The organism is Rhizobacter sp. LjRoot28, assembly GCF_964253025.1.
GTDB lineage: Bacteria > Pseudomonadota > Gammaproteobacteria > Burkholderiales > Burkholderiaceae_C > Rhizobacter.
The window spans coordinates 3,774,696-3,792,267 of sequence record NZ_CAXUQC020000001.1; the positions used below are offsets into that span (position 1 = coordinate 3,774,696).

The following is a 17,572-nucleotide window of genomic DNA, read 5'->3' on the forward strand; positions in this document are numbered from 1 at the left end:
GAAGGCCATCCACCGTGACACGCCCTCCGGCCGTCAGCGGATGGACGAGCCTGCCGCGTCCGTCGCGCCAGCGCTGAGGTCACGCTCGACGACCCGGGACGACTTCGGCCTCGCCGGCGGAGGCTCGGCCCAGGGCCAGGCCGCGCAGGCCGACAGCGAGAAGGCCAGCAGCAAGCCGAGGCCGACGGACACGGCGCGCGACGACGGACGGCAACGGGTCTCCCGGTGCAATGAGGCAAAGCGGTACATCACGGCTCCTTGACGGGTTCGGGGGCATGGCGCTCGATCGCCACGAGGCGATGCGCATGGTCGACAACCAGGCGGTGGTCATCGCCGATCAGCAGCAGGAGCGCCTGCTCGATCGGCATGACGCCCGCGCGTGCGGCGATCGGCGGCACACGTCGCCGCAGCACTTCCGCACTGACCATCGGATCCACCGTGCGGTCAGTGACCCGGTACCGCACGGGCTCCAGCATCGAGCTGAAGGCATCGCCGACGGTCTGCGCCCGGGTATCGAACTCGACGAGGGTGCCCACCTTGAGCGGGTTGACCGGCACGGGCTGCGTCCCGGCCGGCTGAGCGACAGAACGCTCCGGCAGCAGCGTGAGGAGGACCAGGGCGGACAGGGCGGCCAGTACGAGCCAGCGCACGGCGGCCCGCGCCTGCGGCGGCGGGTGGGCAAAGGACTGCAGGGCACGGGCGAGCAGGCTCATCACGTTCATCGCGCATCTCTCCATGACGGGGTGCGCGATGCAGCGCAACCACCGTGCCATCGCGTGCGGCACATGGTTACCGTGGCGCTCTGCACCGTGCGGCGACCTCCACTGCATTCGGGCTGCCCGAGGGGGAGAGGCGGCCCATCTTCCGGGTTGTGAGGCGCGTCCCGTTCCCGGCAGCTGCCGGCGCTCTCGCCGAGCCGCCGTGCGAAGGATCGCGCGCGGCCCCGACCGCTGTGCGCGAATCCGCACAGGGCGGGCCACCTTGACAAGATCGGCATCCGCCCTATGCCCGATGGGCGTCGACCGACGCATCCGTTCCGGCCCATGCCGGGATGGGGATCCTCCAACGAAGGGAAGTGAGGCCAGTGCGTAGCACTGTCCTGCCGCAGCGGACCCTCCAGGTCCGACTGCTCGAGACGGAGGCGTTCAAGGGCGAACTCCGCATCGCGGACGAGGCCCTCCGCAACCAGGTTCTGAAGGTCACGCAGCACGCCTACCGGCGCGCTCGCATCAACCCGGCGAACCTGGAGTACTACCCGTTCGACACGTACGTGCTCGCAGGAGCATTCGTCAACCCGTACCTGCCGGACGAGTTCAAGCCCGTTGTCACCGTCGCGCTCAAGCGGGCCGACAACCTCAAGATGCTCGACAAGCGTCTCGAGGTCGACCCGCTCAAGCTCGTCGCCAGCCCGCCGCTCGACCTGGTCTACCCGGTCGCCGTGGCGGCTCGCGCCGCAGTCGGCAAGGGCGTGCGCGGGGTCTACCCCGCCATGCGCCCGGCCATGCTGGAGCTGGCTTGGAAGCTCGGCTTCCAGGCTCAGGCCGGCCTGAATGCCACGGTCAACGGAATCCCCGACATGCTGCGCGCGCTGGGTTACCAGATCGTGCCGCTGTCCGAAGACAACCTGGACCGGGTCATCTTCGAGGGCGAACAGGTCGTCAACTGGTTGCCGCGCGAGCGGTTCCGGCAAGCGGCCCGAAAGCTCGCCTGGCAGACCCGGCACAACCAGGTCCTGCCCTTCGTCTGGCATCGGGAGACACAGCAGAAGCTTCAGCTTCTGCCGTCCAACCCGTTCATCTGACGAACCGTCCGGACGCCGCGCCTCTGCGCGCGGCGTCCGGCTGCACACACCGTCCCACACAACGAGAAGAAAGGTGGTGATCGACGCATGTCGGTCCAGCCTAAGTCCGAGCCGTGGTTCTCCGGACCCGCGGGCTACGCCATTGCAGCAGCCATCGGAACGGCGCTTCTGCAATGCTCGATCAAGCAGTTGCGGGAGGTCGGTTACTCAACTGAACTCCTGCTGTCTCTGAGGTACACCGGTGCGCTGTTGATCAGCGTCGGGCTCGTGCTCTGGTACGTGCCCAAGCCGGCCGGCGCGAAGTGGGGCATCTTGTCCCGCTTCAAGCCGATCAAGCCCGGGGAACAACTGCTTCGCGGTGTGTTGATGCTCGGAACCACCATCGGTGTGTTCGTGAGCACCGAGTACCTGACCGGAGCCCAGCTCGCTGCCATCGGCCAAGCCACTTGGCCGATGTTCGCACTGATGCTGGCGCCGCTGTTCAGCGAACACATCAGCAAGCTGATGTGGGTCCTCCTCTCCACCGCTGCCACGCTCTGCGGGCTTGGCCTGCTGCTGCTGGACACGGACGTGGACGACCTTCCGCTGTTCCTGACAGGTACCGTCATCGTGTGCGGTGCCTCCATCTGCACCGCGCTCAACCAGCACTTCGGTCGCCGGGCCCAACTCCGCAAGGAGAACTCGTACGTGACAATGTTCTATCAGTCACTGCTGGGAACGCCCGTTACCGCAGCGCTGTGGATCGTGCCCATCGGCCCGTTCGAGAAAGTGGAGTTCGACTTCGATCAGGTAGCCCCCGGCCACCTGCCGTGGCTCGCGCTCGTTGCAGTCCTCGGCTTCCTGCCGCAGCTCTGGTACTTTCTCGCACTTCGCGCTCCGGTCAGCAAGACCACCCCGATGTCGGCTTGCCAGCCGATCTTCGCGGCGGGCTTCGACCTCGCGTTTGACCGCGTCGTCCCATCCCTTTTGGGCGGAGTCGGCCTGTTCGTCCTCTTCATCGGAGCGGGGCTGGGCTGGCCTGCCACCATCGCACAGAAGGAGCAGCGCGACCCTGGCACGAAGTAAGCATAGGGGGCAAGCCATCGTCATGCTTTTTAGCAATTGACGGTGTGCCTGCCTGACATCGACACCCGGCGGCAATCTCCGCGGACAGTAGTCCGTTCGGAGGCCGGTGTGCCGATCGCAAGGCGCTGACATCCAGTCAGCGCCTTGCTTCTTTTGGGCGGGCATCTTCCACGCATGACGACCGAACAGGAGCCCTCGAGATGACTGAAGCAGCGAATGGCGTGAACGGCACGACGCCCTCTCAGGAACCGCGCCGCCGCGCGCGCAAGAAGACGGCCCAGCCGCCCAAGGCGCGTGCGCCCCGGCAGGCCGAGCGCTGGATCCCGATCGACGACCTGACCCTTGCCACGGTGACGCGGGTCCGCGCCGAGGTGCAGAAGCGCACGAAGATGCGGCCGGACCTGTCCATGGTGATCGCCGCGATGCTGCAGCATGCCGCCGAGTCGCCAACCCTGGCCGACGCCGTGGCCCGCCACGGCCTGGACGCCTATGCCCGGGCACTCGACGGGGCGACGGCCGCGGCTGAGGCGCCCTCCGGAATCGAAGAGGAGCCGCTGCCCCTCAGCTCCGGGCCTGCATGAGCAGCCAGTCGCGAAAGGCCGCGAGCTGCGGCGTTTCGGTCCGGGCCTTCGGCACGCACAGGTAGTAGCCGCGGTTGGTGGAGATGGGCAGGTCCAGGGGCACCGCGATGCGCCCCTGGGCCAGGTCGTGCTCGATCAGGCAGCGCTGGACCACCGCGATGCCGAGGTTGGCCGCGGCCGCCTCGATGAGGCCTGCGGCCAGGTCGAAGCCGGGGCCCATGCGGGTGCCCGTCAGGTTGACCCGATGGGTGTCGCACCACAGCGCCCAGTTGTCCGGGTAGTTGGTGTGGTGCAGCAGCGGAAAACGCAGCACGTCCGCGGGCTCGCGCACGCGCTCGGCCACGCTCGGGTGGCACACCGGAACGATCTCCCGCCCGATGATGTACGTCGCCTGCACATGGGAAGGCCAGCGGCTGGTGGAGGTGAGCCGCGTCTGGATCCAGCAGTCGACGTCTTCCCGGCGGAAGTCGTCGTCCTTCCAGTACGGCTTGAAGACGATGTCCAGGTCGGGGTGAGCCGCGTGCAGCGACGCCATGCGGGGCACGAGCCAGCGCATGTTGAGCGAGGAGATCGCCGCCAGCCGCAGCGAGCGCAGGGAACGGTCATGGCGTCGGGCCGGCACCGCGGCTTCGAGCACGGCCAGCGCGGGGTGGACCTGCTCGTAGTACACGCGCCCCTCGGGCGTCGGCTGCGCCCCGTTGGGGCCTCGCTCCAGCAGCACGATGCCGAGGCGGGCCTCCAGCCGCAGCACGGCGCGACTGATGGCGCCTTGCGTCACGGACAGCCGCTCGGCCGCGCGCGAGAACGTCCCGGTCTCGGCAACCGCGACGAAGGCATGGAGCTCGATCAGCGACGGCGAAAGGATGCGCACGTAGGTATTACATCACGACATGGCTTTGTGACAGTTCGTCGATGGACGCCTGTGCAGGGCGCGCGCACAGTCCGCGCTGTCGTTTTGGAACCCTTACCAGAAAGCGAGTCCGTGATGTCCATCAGCCGCCGCCAGGTCGTTCTTTCCACCTCCGCATTCGGAATGCTCGGCGTCAGTGGCGCCACACGCGCGGCCACGCCCGCCGCCTTCCCCGAACGGGCGATCACCATCGTCGACCCGTTCGCCGCCGGCAGCAACACCGACTACTTCTCGCGCGCGCTCGGCGACGAACTGGCCAAGCTGCTGGGTCAGCCGGTGATCGTGGAGAACCGCTCGGGCAGCGGCGGCGCCATCGGCGCCGAAGCGGTCGCCCGGGCCAAGCCGGATGGCCATGTGCTCGGTCTCGCGTCGGTCAGCACCCTGGTGTCGAACCCGGCCGTCAACAAGGCGTTGCGCTATGACCCGCTGAAGGACTTCGCCCCCGTCACGACCATCGTGACGCTGCCCAGTGCGACGGTCGTGTTGGCCAACTCCCCGATCAAGAGCCTGAAGGACCTGATCCAGCAGGCCAAGGGCGCGCCGGACACCGTGTCCTTCGCGAGCCCCGGCGCCGGCTCGGCCGGCCACGTGCTGCTCGAGCAGTTCGCCCACCTGGCCGGCGTGAAGTTCCTGCACGTGCCGTACCGCGGCAGCGGCGGCATCCTGAACGACCTGTTCGGCGGACAGGTGCAGGTGGCGAGCGACAACATCCCCTCGCTGCTGCCGCACATCAAGAGCGGGCGCCTGCGTGCGCTGGCCGTGCGCGACGTCCGCCGGGTGCCCGGCCTGCCCGACGTGCCCACCTTCAAGGAGCTCGGCTTCGAGGCCGTCAGCCAGCCGCTCTGGTTCGGCCTCGTGGCGCCGGCCGGCACGCCGCGCGAGGTCGTTGCCCGCCTCAACGAGGCGTCGCTCCAGGCGATGCGCACCCCGGCCTTCCTGCAGAAGGTGGAGGCCGTGGCCGGCACCCCCTCGCCCAGCTCGCCCGAGGAATTCCAGCGCCTGATCGCCGACTGGCTGGCGCAGTTCCGCAAGACCGTGCAGGTCGCCAACATCACCTTGTGAGCGCACCTGCATCGCGACCGACATGACCATGGACTGCATCTCCGTCCTCGAGGGACGCGAGGGGCTGGAGCTGCCGCTGGTGTGCGACTCGCCCCACAGCGGCGTGCACTACCCGGACGACTTCCGCCACGCGATCCCGCGAGCCGAACTTCGCATGGCCGAAGACACCCACGTCGACCGCCTGTGGGGCCACGCACCGGAGGTGGGCGCGACACTCGTGCTCGCGCACTTTCCGCGCACGTACATCGATGCGAACCGACCGCTGGACGACCTGGACCCGACACTGCTGCACACGCCGTGGCCTCGGCCGCTGAACCCGAGCCGCAAGTCGCAGCTGGGCTTCGGCCTCATCTGGCGCAACGTCCGCGCCGAGGCCGCCATCTACGACCGGCGCCTGAGCGTCGAGGAAGTACAGCACCGCATCCAGCACTACTGGGCGCGTTACCACGCTGCGCTCTCCGGCGCGCTGTCGCGCGCGGTCCAGCGGCACGGTGCGTGCTGGCACCTCAACCTGCATTCGATGCCGCACGACGCGTACGCACGCCTGGGCGTGGAGTCCGCCACCCCGCTCGCCGACTTCGTGCTGGGCGACCGTCACGGCACCAGCTGCGACCCGGAGTTCGTGGAGGTGGTCCGCAGGGCCATCGGCGCCCACGGGTATCGGGTCGCCGTGAACGATCCGTACAGCGGCCAGGAGCTGGTGCGCATGGCAGGCGATCCGTCCGCCGGCCGGCACAGCCTGCAGGTCGAGGTGAACCGCGCGCTCTACATGAACGAGGCGACGCGCGAGCCGAACGGTCACTTCGACGACCTGCGCGAGAGCCTGGCCAGCGTGCTGGAGGAGATTGCCCGCTACGTCCGCCTGCGTTGCATGGCCGGAATGGTTTGACCGATCGCGGCCCCGCGCCGCGATCACCCGCACGCGCCCCCACGACGGGTGCAACGCGGTGGGGAGGAGCCGTGTTCGATTCAACACAGGGAGGCCACCATGACCATCGACACCCCGACCCGGCCGGAATGCCGGCTGCTTCCGCCGCCGATGCCGCGGCGACCCTTGCGCACGGACGTCCGTCTGTACGACGCCCCGCCGAAGCCGGTCCCGCAGGTCCCTTCACCCCCGGATGATCGAGTCATGCCCCTGCCCACGCTGCTGCGCCAGCTGATGCATGCCGACGGCCCGGGTGCGCGTGAACGGCTGGTGCGCAGCCTGCTCGCCGAGATCGGCTTCCAATGGCTGGGCTACTGCCAGGTGTCCCTGCAGCGCAGCCAGCCCGAGCCGCTGTCGTACTGCACGACCTGGACGGACCCCTCGTGGGCGCGCCGGTATGTGGAAGAGGGCTTCTTCGAAGTCGACGCCCGGCTTCACGAGGCCACCCGCTCGAGCCTGCCCTGCGTCTGGCACGTCGACGAACTGGAGCGCCGCGCGCCACTCGACGCACCTCGCGCCCGCGTCGCCCACTTCGTGGCCGAACTGCGTCGCACCGGCATGCACAGCGGCGTGTTGTTCGGCCTCCCGGGGTTTCGCCTCTACGAGCGCCACATGGTCGGCCTGCTGTCGCGTCGCAAGGGCAGCCGCTGGCTCGACGACGGGGTGCTGGAACAAGCCTGGACGATCGCCCTCGCGGTGCACGAATACCAGTTGCACTGCGCGGTCGACGACGAGCCGGCGCCCGTGACCGATCAGCTCACGCCGGTGCAGACATCCATCCTTCGCTGCCTGGCCACCGGCCTGGGCGACAAGGGCATCGCCGCCTTCCTGGGCCTCAGCCTGCACAACGTGGACTACCACATGCGGCAGCTTCGCAAGCGCTTCGGTGTGCGCAACCGGCTGCAACTGATGCAGGCGGCCGCGCGGCTGAACACGCGGTGAACCCCGTCCGGCGACCCGCACGCGCGGGTCGCCCTTGTGCGGATTCCTGCACGGGGGTCCGCCCACCGCCGCACCGACCGGGCGCCGCGCGTCCGCCGGTTTCGCCAAGCAAATCAAGGTCTTGTCGGCCGTCGGTCGGGGAGACAGCGGCCTGGCACAGCTCTGGCGAATGCCACGCCGTCCGACTCAACGCCCGCATTGCCCACCATGGCCCAGAACACCGAGCAGAGCCTCCAGGAAGTCAAGATCTTCGCCCGCGAGAACACGATCTGGGGCATCCCCAGCAAGCAGTTCGTCGGCGCCGCGGTCTTCAGCTTCGCGATGGTCACGCAGATTCCGGTGCTCTTCGGCCTGGCCATCGGCACGCTGCTGTTCGGCGTGCTCTTCGCGATTTACAACGACGACCCGCGCGCCCTGATCGCGTGGCAGCGCTCGCTCGGGCGGCCGGTGCGCTGGACCACCGCGCCCCGCGCGCCCCGTTCCGTCACGGTGCTGCCCTCCCGGCAGTGAGCCCCTCGACCCACCCCCTCATCCCAAGGAGCCCGTCCATGCGAACCCTGACCCGTACCCGCCGCGCCCCAGCCTTCGCCGCGCTGATGCTCGCCTTTGCCAGCGCCTCCGCGCAGGCCCAGGACTTCGGCAAGGTCACCGCCTTCCTCAACTCCTTCACCGCGTTCATGACCGGCCCCTTCGGCAAGTCAGTGGTGGTGATCTCCATCATCGCGGCGTTCTGCACCTGGGTGTTCGCGCCGAAGGACGGCATCTTCGGCCCGCTGCTGCGGGTGGTGGTGGCCGGGCTCGCCATCATGAACGCCGCCTTCTGGGTCACCCAGTTCGGCGGCACCGTCACGGTCTGACGCCCCACCGGAGCTTGCACATGGGCGCGCGCGAGAAGATCGGCTCGGTCCTCGACCTGCACAGCTGCTACGGGGTCTACAACGGCTTCGTGCTGACGAAGACGGGGTCCCTGCTCGGCGCCATCGAGCTGTCGGGCCGCGACCCCGACGGCATGGCGCCGATCGACCACCAGGGGCTGATGCAGGTCGCGCGCGTCATCTACGGCAAGCTCTCGAAGGACATCTCGGTCACCCAGTACTACACGCACTTCGAAGGCGCGCAGGTGACACTCGCCCGGCGCGACCACCCGATCAGTGACCTGATGTCGCAACGTCGGGCGGAGTTCCTCAACCAGCGCAACCTCTGCAACTCGCGCCTGATCCACTACTTCGAGATCCACCCGCCCGAGAACACCAACCGCCTCGACATCGCCGGCATGCTCAAGCACATCGCGATGTCGGCGGTCAGCGGCGCCAGTCGGCGTGTCGTCAAGCAGGCGCTGTCGCGCGACAACGCGCTGATGTTCATCGCCGACCAGCTGGAACGGCAGTCATGGGCATTGCGCGACGCGCTCTCGGTGGTGGCCGCGAAGTGGTCCGGGATGATGTCGGCCGAGCCGCTGGAGATCGAGGAGATCTGGGCACACGCCCGCTTCCTCGCGACCTTCCAGCCGCGCCGGCTCGACACCGCGCAGCTCGAGACGCCGCCTGCCACCAACTGGGATCACTTCCTCACGAGCGGCGACGTGCGCCACCTGCGCGTGGCGAACCTCGACGTGCTGAAGATCGAGGACGCGGAGTACCAGTACGTGAAGATCGGTGCGGTCAGCCGGCTCGGCAGCCCGGTGCGCGAAGGCCTGTGGGGCAACGGCGAGGACTCCCCTGCCCGGCTGCGCGGCAACTACGTGCTGATGCACCGCTTCACGCCGTTCAATGAGTTCCGACGCTCGATGCTCTTTCGCGGCAAGCAGACGGAACTCGAGCGCAGCGCACTCAGCCCCTGGGACGTGCTGCAGGGCCGCGAGCGCTCGCTGCACGAGAAGCGCCTGACCATGAAGCCGGCCATCGCGCAGAAGATCGAGGAGCTGGGCGAGGCCGAGGCCCTCGACGAGGTCTGGGGCCACGGGCACAGCTTCGTCGCCGCCTTCCACCAGGATCCGGCCCGCCTGCGCGAGACCGTGCTGTCGCTCGACCGTGCGTGCTCCAACGTCGGTCTGTCGATCGTGTGGGAAGGCGTGGACCTGCCCTACGCGTACCAGACGCTGCAACCTGGCGGGCAGCACAAGAGCATGCGGGACATGATCCTGAACGGCACCCAGAGCGCCGCGGCCGCGCTCGTCTACCAGAGCGCCCTCGGCCAACCGCACGTCGAGGACCTCGGCGGCGAGGAGGCCCAGTACGTGATGGAGAGCCGCGATGGCCGCCCCTTCTTCTTCAGCAACTTCATCGGCGGGCGCGCGATGCTCGTCGGCATCGGGCCGATCCGCAGCGGCAAGACCTTCTTCAAGAACACCCTGGCCACGCACTTCCTGAAGTACGGCGGCGTCATCCGGGCCATCGACATCGACCCGGGCACCGAAACCCTCGCCCAGGCCTTCGGGGCGGACGGCGGCATCTTCCGCGTCACCGCCGACGGCCGCCACGGCCTCAACCCCTTCGTCAACTACCAGGGCGACGGCGACATCGGGTTCATCGTGCACATGACCGAACTGCTGGTCGAGATGATGCGAGCCAACGACGACCCCGGCCTGCAGCAGCTCGCGCACAACGAGCAGGAGTACCTCGACAGCGCCATTCGCAAGACCTTGCTGCTGCCGCCCGAGATGCGCACCCTCGATTCGCTGGTGGCGCACATGCCCATGCAGCTGGCCCAGAAGTTCACCCGCTGGACCCGCGGCAACGACCCGCAGATGTCCGGCCGCTATGCCCCGCTCTTTGCGGCGGTCGAGGACGGTGCCGGTGGCCTGGACAAACGGGTGGCCGTCTACAACCTGCAGGCGGTGCGGGACGACGCCGATGCCATGGGGCCCCTGCTGCTGGAACTGTTCTACCGCATCACCCGGGCCTTCGAGGACCCGCGGCGGCGCGGCATCCCGAAGGAACTCCACGTCGACGAATGCCACCATGCACTGCGCCTGAAGGTGTTCGCCGAGTATCTCGTGTCCAAGGTTCGCACCTGGGGCAAATGGGGCGCAGGCGTCCAGCTCTGGACGCAGTCCCCCGAAGAACTGCTGCGCACCGACAACTGGGCCGCGGTGCGCAGCGCCGCCAGCACCTTCGTGTTCATGGCGGACCCGAAGATGGACGACGACCTCTACCTCGAGACCTTCCCTTTTTTGCAGCAGGGCGAGTGCGAGGCCATCCGCGGCCTCGTGCCCAAGCGGCAGGCCTTCATCGTCCAGCCCGAGATCGGCATCGCCAAGGTGGTCAACCTGACTGTCGAGCCGGAGCAGTACGTGATGAACACCTCGCATCCGCGCGAGGCCGCCATCCGCACGGCGCTCATCGAGGAACACGGTTACGAACGCGGCATGCGGCTGACGCTGCAGCGCTTCCGCGAGGAAGGAATTCTGAAGTGAGCCCGTTGCGCATCCCTCGGGCGATCGCCGCCGCGACCCTTGCCCTGGCCGCGCTTGCCATGCCGGCCGCTGGCGACGAACTGGACGAGGTGCTGGCCGAGATCGACGCCGTGCCGCAGTCGGCGATCGCCGCCAACCCGCAGGGGTGGGCCGAGGTCCTGGCCCTGCTGGAGGCGTACATCGCCGAGGTCACGGGAGCGCCCGCCAACGGCTTGTCGCGCCTGGAGCCGTCCGCCGCCGGAATGCCCACGACCGCCACGCTGGACGCCACCGCCGACGCCCGCATCGCCCGCCATTTCGCCGCGCTGGTGGCCGCACAACGGCAGGTGCCCGACGTTGACCCGGCCGCCGCCCTGCTCGGCCGGGGCCTTCGGGGTGGCGCCGGGGGCGGCAGGCCCGCAGCGGCGGGAGCACCTGCCGCCGGGCCCTTGGCGGACCTGGCCAACACCCTGGGCCCCCAGGCCAGCGCATTGGCCATCGATCCGCTGCTGGCACTGGCGCGCCCGGCCGAAGCCGGCTTGCTGTTGCGGCGCGTCGAGGCCCTCACGTCATCGCCCCACGCGACAACATCGCATCAGGGCATCCGCGAGGCATTCGACCAACTGCGCGCCCGTGCCGAACGGCAGAGTCACGACCTGCTCCAGGTTCGCGAAGCCGGCGCCGCGATGGCGCAGCGGCTGGCCGGGCTGACGTCTGTCGTCGCGCGCGGCGCGGCGATCGACGTGGCCGATGCGCGTTCGGCCGCCTCGCAACTCGCGGGACTGCGAAGCGAACTGGCCGCGCTGCAATCATCCCAGCAGGCGTCGCTGGCCCGCCTGGCCGGGCCCGAACGCTTTGGCGGCGCGGGCCTGGTGCGCGACACCCAGGCGCCGGGGCTGCTGCGGTGAGCCCGCGCCGGCTTCGGTGGATCGCGCTGCCGCTGGCCCTGGCCGGGGCGGCGCTCGCATGCAGCGGGGCGAGTGCACAGACCGCCGCCTCTGCCGACCGCGATGCCCTCGTCAGGGAGATCCAGCTCCGGCTGCTTGCACTGCGCGACCAGCCGGGCGACCCCGCCCGGCGCGCCGTGGAGATCAGCCGGTGCGAGTTGTACCTCGCGGCGCTCGAGGCGCTGGCCCGCGAGGAACAGGTCCGTGCCGCCGCGCTGCGGCATGGCGCACGGGCGCAGGTGCAGCTGCAGCAGACCGGTGCCGCGGTCCGGCAGATGACGAGTTCGCTCGAAAGGTCGATCGCCCCATGACGTCACGTCGCCTGCTGATCGGTGCGGCATCGGCCGCGCTGCTGTGCGCCTGGGCCGGCCCGGCCCAGGCGGCGCCCATTCCGGCGCTGCACGAGATCTTCCTCGCCTTCGAACGGGTGTCCGACCAGATCACCACGGCCGTGGGCAACGCCCTCGGAACGGCCCAGGTCGAGCTGGTCGTCAACGTGCTCTTCAGCGGGCTGGCGCTCGGGCTCTTCGTGTGGCGCTTCGCCGGCTTCGCGCTGCGCGGCTTCGACATGATGGAGCTGCTCACGCTGATGATGACGATCTTCTTCGTCTACGTGCTGCTGACCAGCTACAAGGCCATCTTCCCGCCGATGTTCGAGGGCGGTCGCTACGTGGCCGAGGTCCTTGGCACCGGCATCAGCGGACGCGACGGTTCGGTGAGCATGGCCGAGGCGATCTTCACGATGGCCATCCAGGGCGACTTCAACGCCGGCTGCGACAACCTCGGCTGCCTGGGCCGGGAGTTCCTGTCGATCCCGGCCACGCTGGCGGCCTACGTCGTCGTGATCATCCTCGGCATCATCGCCACGCTGGTCGAGCTGTGGACGCTCTGGGGCTTCCAGATCGCCTTCGCGATCGGCTGGGTCACGATTCCCTTCCTGCTCTTCGAGCGACTGTCCTTCCTGTTCGACGGATGGCTGAAGTTCTTCTTCGGGATCATCGTCTATGTGATCGTGGCGAAGGTCAACCTGGCGCTCGTCCTCCTGGGCCTGGAGATCATGTTCGGCGTCGCTCACGGGTCCACCACGGTGCCGGAGGTCAGCGTCACCGTCAACGGATTCTTCGACCTCATGGGCATGTTCGTGTTCATGATCGTCGGCATCGCGACGCTCTACTCGACCGGCAAGTTCGCCTCCGCGATCGTGAATTCTGCGGCCGGCGGGGGCGTCGGCGAAGTGGTGCAGAAGGCGGCTCAAGCCGCTGCGACCGTGGCCGGCGCCGCCGTGGCCGCCCTCTGAGGACGACGCATGTCAAGCAAGCGCGCGCTGGTGATTCCCCTGGCCGTCGGACTGGGTCTGGTGGCGGCTGCGGGCGCCGCCCACGCGGGCCTGGGCGACGCGTTCCAACAAGTCACGGAGTACGAAAAGGCGATCGTCGACCGGGTGACAGACGTGGTCAAGGGCGACGCGCTGATGACGGTGGCCGGAACCCTCTTCACCGCGATGGCGCTCGCGCTCTTCGTCATCAAGTGCACGGGCTGGGCGCTGCGGGGATTCCAGCTGGACGACATGGTCCACACCGCCGTCCACATCATGCTGGTGTGGGTGATGATCGCCGGATTCACGAGCGTGGTGCCCGCCATTTTCGACGCCACGCTCTACGTGGGACAGGCCATCCTCGCAGGCATTGCCGGCATCTCGTTCGACTCGCCCGAGGCGGTGTCGCTGCCGACCGCGCTCGTGTCGATGTTCAGCAAGTACGGCCTGTCGCTGATGCCCGACTGCGACGCCAGCATGTTCAACCCTTTCGACTGCATCAAGGGGTCGATCATCAAGATGGTGGCGGCGCTGGCGATGTCGATCGTGATCGCCGTGCTGTGCGTGGCCATCATGCTCGTGGACATCTGGGGCTTCTGGATCTACGCCATCGCGCTGGCGGTCGGACCGGTGATGCTGCCCTTCCTCCTCTACAAGCGCCTGGCCTTCCTGTTCGAGGGCTGGCTGCGCTTCTTCTTCGGCGTCGTGGTGTACATCATCCTGGCGCGGGTGAACCTGGCGCTGGTGGCGGTGGCGATCCTCACGTACCAGGGCACGACGGTGTCGGCAGTGGCGTCCGGCGCGTTCACGGTCGCCCCCCAGTCCCCCATCAAGGACCTGGCGGACGTGCTGGGTCTCATGCTGTTCGCGGGCGTCGGCATCTTCACCTTGCTGGCAACCGGTCGCTTCTCCAACGCGGTGGTGGCCGGCGCCGCAGCGGGCGGGCTGAACTTCGGCAAGGCCGCCGCCGCCGCGGTGAAGATCGTCGCGGTGCCGGTGTCCATCGTGACGACAGGCGTGGCCGGTGCGGCACAAGGCATCCGGGCCAAGTCGGGCAATTCGTCGACCAGCGCCAACCGCGGCGGCCGGACGGGCAACCGTGGCCGCAACAGCGGTGGCAACCGCGGAGGCAACCGCGGGGGAAACCGCGGCGGCAATCAGGGCGGCTCCACGCCGCAGACCTCCGGCGGACTGAGCTTCGGCCAGGCCCTTGGCGGCGCGGGCGCCGGCATGGCGCGGGCCTACCGCGACGCCGCATTGCGTTCGCTCAAGCGCAACAAGGGGTTCCGCACCGGCTACAACGCGGTGAGCCGCCTGCGTTCCAGCAATGACTGACCGCCGGCTCCAGCTGCTCCTCACGGCGGCCGGGCTGTGCCTCCTGGCGGGGCCGGCCCACGCCCAGGAGGTGCCGGACATTCCCTTCCTTCACGACATCTTCGTGTCGCTGCGCAACGTGAGCGACACCATGAACGCCAGCATCGGCACGGCGCTCGGCAGCGCGCAGATCTCGCGCATCGTCAACGTGCTGTTCGCCTCGCTGGCCACCATCCTGTTCGTCTGGAAGTTCTCGGGCTTCGCCATGCGCGGTTTCGACCTGATGGAGATCCTGGAGCTGATGTTCACGATCTTCTACGTGTACCTCTTTCTCACCGCCTACCGAACCCTGATTCCCGGCATCGCCGAGGCGGGGCGCTTCATCGGGGACGCGTTGGCCGGCACGATCGGCGGCGCAACCGGAAAGGCGACGCTCGCGGAGTCCATCTTCAGCATGCTGCTGCAGCTGACCTTGCGTCCGAACTGCGAGGGCCTGCTCGGCTGCGCCAACGGCGCCGGCCTGCTGGCCATCGGTACGGCCATGCTCGGCTTCGTGGCCATCATCACGCTGGGCATCATCGCCACCATCGTGGAGACCTGGATGCAGTGGTGCTTCATGGTCGCCTATGCCTTCGGCTGGTTCACCATCCCGTTCCTGCTGTACCGGCAGCTGTCCTTCCTGTTCGACGGCTGGCTCAAGTTCTTCATGGGCGTCATCATGTTCGACCTGGTGGCCAAGATCACGCTGGCCATCGTCCTGTTGTGCTTCAAGGTCATCCAGGAGGCCGCGCCCGGCTCGACCGGCGCCACGATCGACGTGCACCGGCCGTTCGACCTGATCGCGCTCTTTCTCTTCATCGTCGTCGGCGCGGTGATCCTCACTGCCACCGGGCGCTTCGCCACCGCGCTGACGGCCGGCGTGTCCGGCGTGACCGGCGTGATGCAGGACATGGCGCGCGGGACGGCTCGCGCCTTCGGCCGTTGAGACGTGCGGCCGGCCGCACACCGGGGATCCCTGATTCACGTTCCTCGCCCAGCCGGCGCAGGCCGTCACCCGGTGCAGCCGCTGGCACGGCATTCGCACCACTGGCGCGATCCCATCGAGCTGGAGGAAGACATGCCAAGCCATTCCGCAGGACCCCGCGCCCTGCATGCCTCACCCGCCGTCGCCGCCCTGTGCGCCTTGCTTGCGCTCATGATGATGTGGTTGCCGATCGACGCCCATGCCTTCGCCTGTGGCGCCCCGCCCTCCGCCTACATCGACGGCAACAAGGGCCGCTTCGACGACTTCGAGGACAGCAGCGGGTTTCCGATCTTCAACAAGGAACACTGCTACGGCAACCCGATCTTCAGCACGGATGGCAAGGACACGTACACCACCAACCCGTACGGCAACCGCATCATGACCAACAGCGGGTTCGGCTACCAGTGCTTCGAACTCGCGCAACGCTACTTCGGCTTCAAGTTCAACAAGTGGCTCATCATGCCGTCGGCCAAGAACCTCTGCGACTGGCCGCTGCCGCGTGGCGTCAAGCGCTTCAGGCCCGGACAGGGAACCCCCGTGCCGGGCGACCTGTTCGTTTTCGGCGCGGGCAGCTGCGGCTCGAGCCCGATCCACGGCCACGTGGCGGTGGTCACCAAGGTGTACAACGAGGAGAGCGTTCAGATCGCGCAGCAGAACATGCGCAGTGAGCGCTCGACGATCGCCAACATCCGGACGTCATGCGCCTGCGCCTTCCTGCATGCCGAGGACAACCTCGCCAGCAATTCACCGCGCACCGGCACGCCCACCGACGCCTGGGGGCCGGACAACGTGCCCGAGGGCGAAGGGCCGGCCCACACCGGCGGAGGCAATCTGCTCGGCGAGCCGCCGAACCTCTGCCGCTGCACCTCCACCGACCCGCAGAGCGTCTGGCCGCTGTGCTGCAAGAAGAAGTGAGGCGCTGACCGCCAGGCGGCGTCTCGCCCGGGGAGGGCGCACCGCTGGTCCGACCGCGCTATCATCGTTGCGTGATGACCCTCAGCCGCTCCCACGTCGACGTCACCGCCGCGCCCCGCACGCCGGTCGGCCGCGGCGTGCGCGCCATCGGCACGTCCATTCGAATTCGCCTGGATCGTTGAGCTGCGGCTTCGGCCGGTGCTCGACGGTCCCGCACCGCCTCATCGCCCTCGTCCCGCCCGCAGACGCCCCGCGTCCGGACGCTCGAGCCGTTTTCGCGAAGCCCGAATGGAACATTCCTGATGAACACCAACGCAGCCGCCACGTCGGCGGAAACGCCCTATCCCACCCTCGACCAGATCCGCCGCACCGCTGACCGGCTCAATGGCCGCGTCCTGGAGACGCCCGTGTGGCGCTGGCAGACCGGCGAGGTCGAACGCGCGCTCTCGCCATCGACCGAGGTGTGGCTGAAGCTGGAGCTGTTCCAGCGCACCGGCAGCTTCAAGTTGCGCGGCGCCCTCAACAGCCTTGCCGCACTGGATGCCGCCACGCTGTCGCGTGGCGTCGTGGCGGCCAGTGCCGGCAACCACGCCATCGCGACCGCACACGCCGCCCGCGTGGCCGGCACCACGGCCACCGTCTGCATGCCCCGCACCGCCAACCCGGCGCGGGTGGCCGCCTGCGAGGCCGAAGGCGGCGTGGTGCGACTGACGGACACCGTGCACGACGCGTTCGCGCTCGCCCAACGCCTGGTGGAGACCGAGCAACGGACGATGGTGCATCCCTTCGACGGCCCGCGCATCGCCGAGGGCACCGCCACCGTCGGCCTGGAGTTCATGCAACAGGTGCCCGGACTCGATGCGGTCGTGGTGCCGGTGGGTGGCGGCGGCCTGTGCGCCGGCATCTCGGCCGCCGTCAAGCAGCTCAACCCCGCGTGCCGGGTCTACGGCGTCGAACCGGTGGGCGCCGACGCCATGTACCGCAGCTTCCAAGCCGGCGAACCGGTGCGGCTCGACCGGGTGGACACCATCGCCGACAGCCTGGGCGCCCCCTACGCCCTGCCCTACAGCCTTGGCGTCTGCCAGCGCTTCGTCGACGAGATCGTCCGGGTCGACGACGACGCCCTCTGCCGATCGATGGCCCACCTTTTCCGGGACATGAAGCTCGTCGCCGAACCCGCCGCGGCCGCGGCCACTGCGGCGCTGCTCGGCCCGCTGCGCGAGCGCCTGGACGGCCAGCGCGTCGGCCTCGTGGTGTGCGGCACCAACATCGACCCCAAGCGCTTCAACGACGCGCTGCTGCGGGCGGCTGCATCGCAGGGCTGAGGTCCGGGGGCTCGCCCTGGGCTTGGCGGCCTGCAAAGGTCCTAGGATC

General features: G+C 68.8%; 19 protein-coding genes. 16 read left to right on the forward strand and 3 right to left on the reverse strand.

Annotation, left to right across the window (positions count from 1 at the left end):
• Positions 1 to 33 precede the first annotated feature (33 nt).
• Entirely contained in the window at positions 34 to 249 is a 216-nt protein-coding gene (locus ACSQ2F_RS17235) for a hypothetical protein (RefSeq protein WP_436025023.1), read from the reverse strand.
• Positions 249 to 722, reverse strand: a complete 474-nt coding sequence (locus ACSQ2F_RS17240; RefSeq protein ID WP_436025025.1) for a hypothetical protein — start codon at positions 720 to 722, stop codon at positions 249 to 251. Before ACSQ2F_RS17240 ends, ACSQ2F_RS17235 begins: the two co-directional genes overlap by 1 nt.
• 362 nt (positions 723 to 1,084) lie before the next feature.
• Between ACSQ2F_RS17240 and ACSQ2F_RS17245 the strand changes: the two genes are divergently transcribed.
• The 3 genes from ACSQ2F_RS17245 (at position 1,085) to ACSQ2F_RS17255 (ending at position 3,447) form a co-directional block, all read left to right on the forward strand.
• Positions 1,085 to 1,801 (forward strand): hypothetical protein, encoded by a 717-nt coding sequence (locus ACSQ2F_RS17245; RefSeq protein ID WP_436025027.1) that lies wholly within the window; start codon positions 1,085 to 1,087, stop codon positions 1,799 to 1,801.
• Between the two features lie 87 nt (positions 1,802 to 1,888).
• Positions 1,889 to 2,866 carry a DMT family transporter gene (locus ACSQ2F_RS17250; protein WP_436025029.1) on the forward strand — a complete coding sequence of 326 codons (978 nt, stop codon included), beginning with the start codon at positions 1,889 to 1,891 and terminating at the stop codon, positions 2,864 to 2,866.
• Between the two features lie 200 nt (positions 2,867 to 3,066).
• The gene (locus ACSQ2F_RS17255) at positions 3,067 to 3,447 is read left to right on the forward strand and encodes a hypothetical protein (protein WP_436025031.1); all 381 of its coding nucleotides are present in this window, start codon (positions 3,067 to 3,069) and stop codon (positions 3,445 to 3,447) included.
• Here ACSQ2F_RS17255 and ACSQ2F_RS17260 read toward each other — a convergent pair.
• A complete protein-coding gene (locus ACSQ2F_RS17260; protein WP_436025033.1) occupies positions 3,428 to 4,318 on the reverse strand; it encodes a LysR substrate-binding domain-containing protein in 891 nt (296 codons plus the stop codon). The genes ACSQ2F_RS17255 and ACSQ2F_RS17260 overlap by 20 nt on opposite strands.
• A gap of 114 nt (positions 4,319 to 4,432) precedes the next feature.
• On the opposite strand from ACSQ2F_RS17260, the gene ACSQ2F_RS17265 reads away from it, so the two are divergent.
• The 13 genes from ACSQ2F_RS17265 to ACSQ2F_RS17325 all read left to right on the forward strand — a co-directional run bounded on the left by ACSQ2F_RS17265 (position 4,433) and on the right by ACSQ2F_RS17325 (position 17,523).
• On the forward strand, positions 4,433 to 5,419 hold the full coding sequence (locus ACSQ2F_RS17265) for a Bug family tripartite tricarboxylate transporter substrate binding protein (protein ID WP_436025035.1): 987 nt from the start codon (positions 4,433 to 4,435) through the stop codon (positions 5,417 to 5,419).
• A gap of 22 nt (positions 5,420 to 5,441) precedes the next feature.
• The gene (locus ACSQ2F_RS17270) at positions 5,442 to 6,308 is read left to right on the forward strand and encodes an N-formylglutamate amidohydrolase (protein ID WP_436025037.1); all 867 of its coding nucleotides are present in this window, start codon (positions 5,442 to 5,444) and stop codon (positions 6,306 to 6,308) included.
• A 243-nt stretch (positions 6,309 to 6,551) separates the two neighbouring features.
• Positions 6,552 to 7,289: an autoinducer binding domain-containing protein gene (locus tag ACSQ2F_RS17275; protein ID WP_436025039.1), complete on the forward strand. Its 738-nt coding sequence runs from the start codon at positions 6,552 to 6,554 to the stop codon at positions 7,287 to 7,289.
• Between the two features lie 207 nt (positions 7,290 to 7,496).
• Positions 7,497 to 7,799 carry a hypothetical protein gene (locus tag ACSQ2F_RS17280; protein WP_436025041.1) on the forward strand — a complete coding sequence of 101 codons (303 nt, stop codon included), beginning with the start codon at positions 7,497 to 7,499 and terminating at the stop codon, positions 7,797 to 7,799.
• A gap of 38 nt (positions 7,800 to 7,837) precedes the next feature.
• Positions 7,838 to 8,146, forward strand: a complete 309-nt coding sequence (locus ACSQ2F_RS17285; protein ID WP_436025043.1) for a TrbC/VirB2 family protein — start codon at positions 7,838 to 7,840, stop codon at positions 8,144 to 8,146.
• Positions 8,147 to 8,166: 20 nt separating this feature from the next.
• Positions 8,167 to 10,704 carry a VirB4 family type IV secretion system protein gene (locus tag ACSQ2F_RS17290; protein ID WP_436025045.1) on the forward strand — a complete coding sequence of 846 codons (2,538 nt, stop codon included), beginning with the start codon at positions 8,167 to 8,169 and terminating at the stop codon, positions 10,702 to 10,704.
• A complete protein-coding gene (locus tag ACSQ2F_RS17295) occupies positions 10,701 to 11,591 on the forward strand; it encodes a hypothetical protein (protein WP_436025047.1) in 891 nt (296 codons plus the stop codon). Before ACSQ2F_RS17290 ends, ACSQ2F_RS17295 begins: the two co-directional genes overlap by 4 nt.
• A complete protein-coding gene (locus ACSQ2F_RS17300; protein ID WP_436025049.1) occupies positions 11,588 to 11,941 on the forward strand; it encodes a hypothetical protein in 354 nt (117 codons plus the stop codon). Before ACSQ2F_RS17295 ends, ACSQ2F_RS17300 begins: the two co-directional genes overlap by 4 nt.
• On the forward strand, positions 11,938 to 12,927 hold the full coding sequence (locus ACSQ2F_RS17305; RefSeq protein WP_436025051.1) for a type IV secretion system protein: 990 nt from the start codon (positions 11,938 to 11,940) through the stop codon (positions 12,925 to 12,927). Before ACSQ2F_RS17300 ends, ACSQ2F_RS17305 begins: the two co-directional genes overlap by 4 nt.
• Positions 12,928 to 12,936: 9 nt before the next feature.
• Positions 12,937 to 14,280 (forward strand): type IV secretion system protein, encoded by a 1,344-nt coding sequence (locus ACSQ2F_RS17310; RefSeq protein WP_436025053.1) that lies wholly within the window; start codon positions 12,937 to 12,939, stop codon positions 14,278 to 14,280.
• Positions 14,273 to 15,244 (forward strand): type IV secretion system protein, encoded by a 972-nt coding sequence (locus ACSQ2F_RS17315; RefSeq protein ID WP_436025055.1) that lies wholly within the window; start codon positions 14,273 to 14,275, stop codon positions 15,242 to 15,244. Before ACSQ2F_RS17310 ends, ACSQ2F_RS17315 begins: the two co-directional genes overlap by 8 nt.
• Before the next feature lie 132 nt (positions 15,245 to 15,376).
• Complete coding sequence (locus ACSQ2F_RS17320; protein ID WP_436025057.1) at positions 15,377 to 16,198, forward strand: CHAP domain-containing protein; 822 nt, start codon at positions 15,377 to 15,379, stop codon at positions 16,196 to 16,198.
• A gap of 302 nt (positions 16,199 to 16,500) precedes the next feature.
• On the forward strand, positions 16,501 to 17,523 hold the full coding sequence (locus ACSQ2F_RS17325) for a threonine ammonia-lyase (RefSeq protein ID WP_436025059.1): 1,023 nt from the start codon (positions 16,501 to 16,503) through the stop codon (positions 17,521 to 17,523).
• Positions 17,524 to 17,572 lie beyond the last annotated feature (49 nt).

What these genes read in the sequence shown, in the direction of transcription:
- ACSQ2F_RS17235 (WP_436025023.1), bottom strand. Translation starts at nt 249, where the DNA reads ATGTACCGCTTTGCCTCATTGCACCGGGAGACCCGTTGCCGTCCGTCG.
- ACSQ2F_RS17240 (WP_436025025.1), bottom strand. Translation starts at nt 722, where the DNA reads ATGAACGTGATGAGCCTGCTCGCCCGTGCCCTGCAGTCCTTTGCCCAC.
- ACSQ2F_RS17250 (WP_436025029.1), top strand. Translation starts at nt 1,889, where the DNA reads ATGTCGGTCCAGCCTAAGTCCGAGCCGTGGTTCTCCGGACCCGCGGGC.
- ACSQ2F_RS17255 (WP_436025031.1), top strand. Translation starts at nt 3,067, where the DNA reads ATGACTGAAGCAGCGAATGGCGTGAACGGCACGACGCCCTCTCAGGAA.
- ACSQ2F_RS17265 (WP_436025035.1), top strand. Translation starts at nt 4,433, where the DNA reads ATGTCCATCAGCCGCCGCCAGGTCGTTCTTTCCACCTCCGCATTCGGA.
- ACSQ2F_RS17270 (WP_436025037.1), top strand. Translation starts at nt 5,442, where the DNA reads ATGACCATGGACTGCATCTCCGTCCTCGAGGGACGCGAGGGGCTGGAG.
- ACSQ2F_RS17275 (WP_436025039.1), top strand. Translation starts at nt 6,552, where the DNA reads ATGCCCCTGCCCACGCTGCTGCGCCAGCTGATGCATGCCGACGGCCCG.
- ACSQ2F_RS17280 (WP_436025041.1), top strand. Translation starts at nt 7,497, where the DNA reads ATGGCCCAGAACACCGAGCAGAGCCTCCAGGAAGTCAAGATCTTCGCC.
- ACSQ2F_RS17285 (WP_436025043.1), top strand. Translation starts at nt 7,838, where the DNA reads ATGCGAACCCTGACCCGTACCCGCCGCGCCCCAGCCTTCGCCGCGCTG.
- ACSQ2F_RS17290 (WP_436025045.1), top strand. Translation starts at nt 8,167, where the DNA reads ATGGGCGCGCGCGAGAAGATCGGCTCGGTCCTCGACCTGCACAGCTGC.
- ACSQ2F_RS17305 (WP_436025051.1), top strand. Translation starts at nt 11,938, where the DNA reads ATGACGTCACGTCGCCTGCTGATCGGTGCGGCATCGGCCGCGCTGCTG.
- ACSQ2F_RS17310 (WP_436025053.1), top strand. Translation starts at nt 12,937, where the DNA reads ATGTCAAGCAAGCGCGCGCTGGTGATTCCCCTGGCCGTCGGACTGGGT.
- ACSQ2F_RS17315 (WP_436025055.1), top strand. Translation starts at nt 14,273, where the DNA reads ATGACTGACCGCCGGCTCCAGCTGCTCCTCACGGCGGCCGGGCTGTGC.
- ACSQ2F_RS17320 (WP_436025057.1), top strand. Translation starts at nt 15,377, where the DNA reads ATGCCAAGCCATTCCGCAGGACCCCGCGCCCTGCATGCCTCACCCGCC.
- ACSQ2F_RS17325 (WP_436025059.1), top strand. Translation starts at nt 16,501, where the DNA reads ATGAACACCAACGCAGCCGCCACGTCGGCGGAAACGCCCTATCCCACC.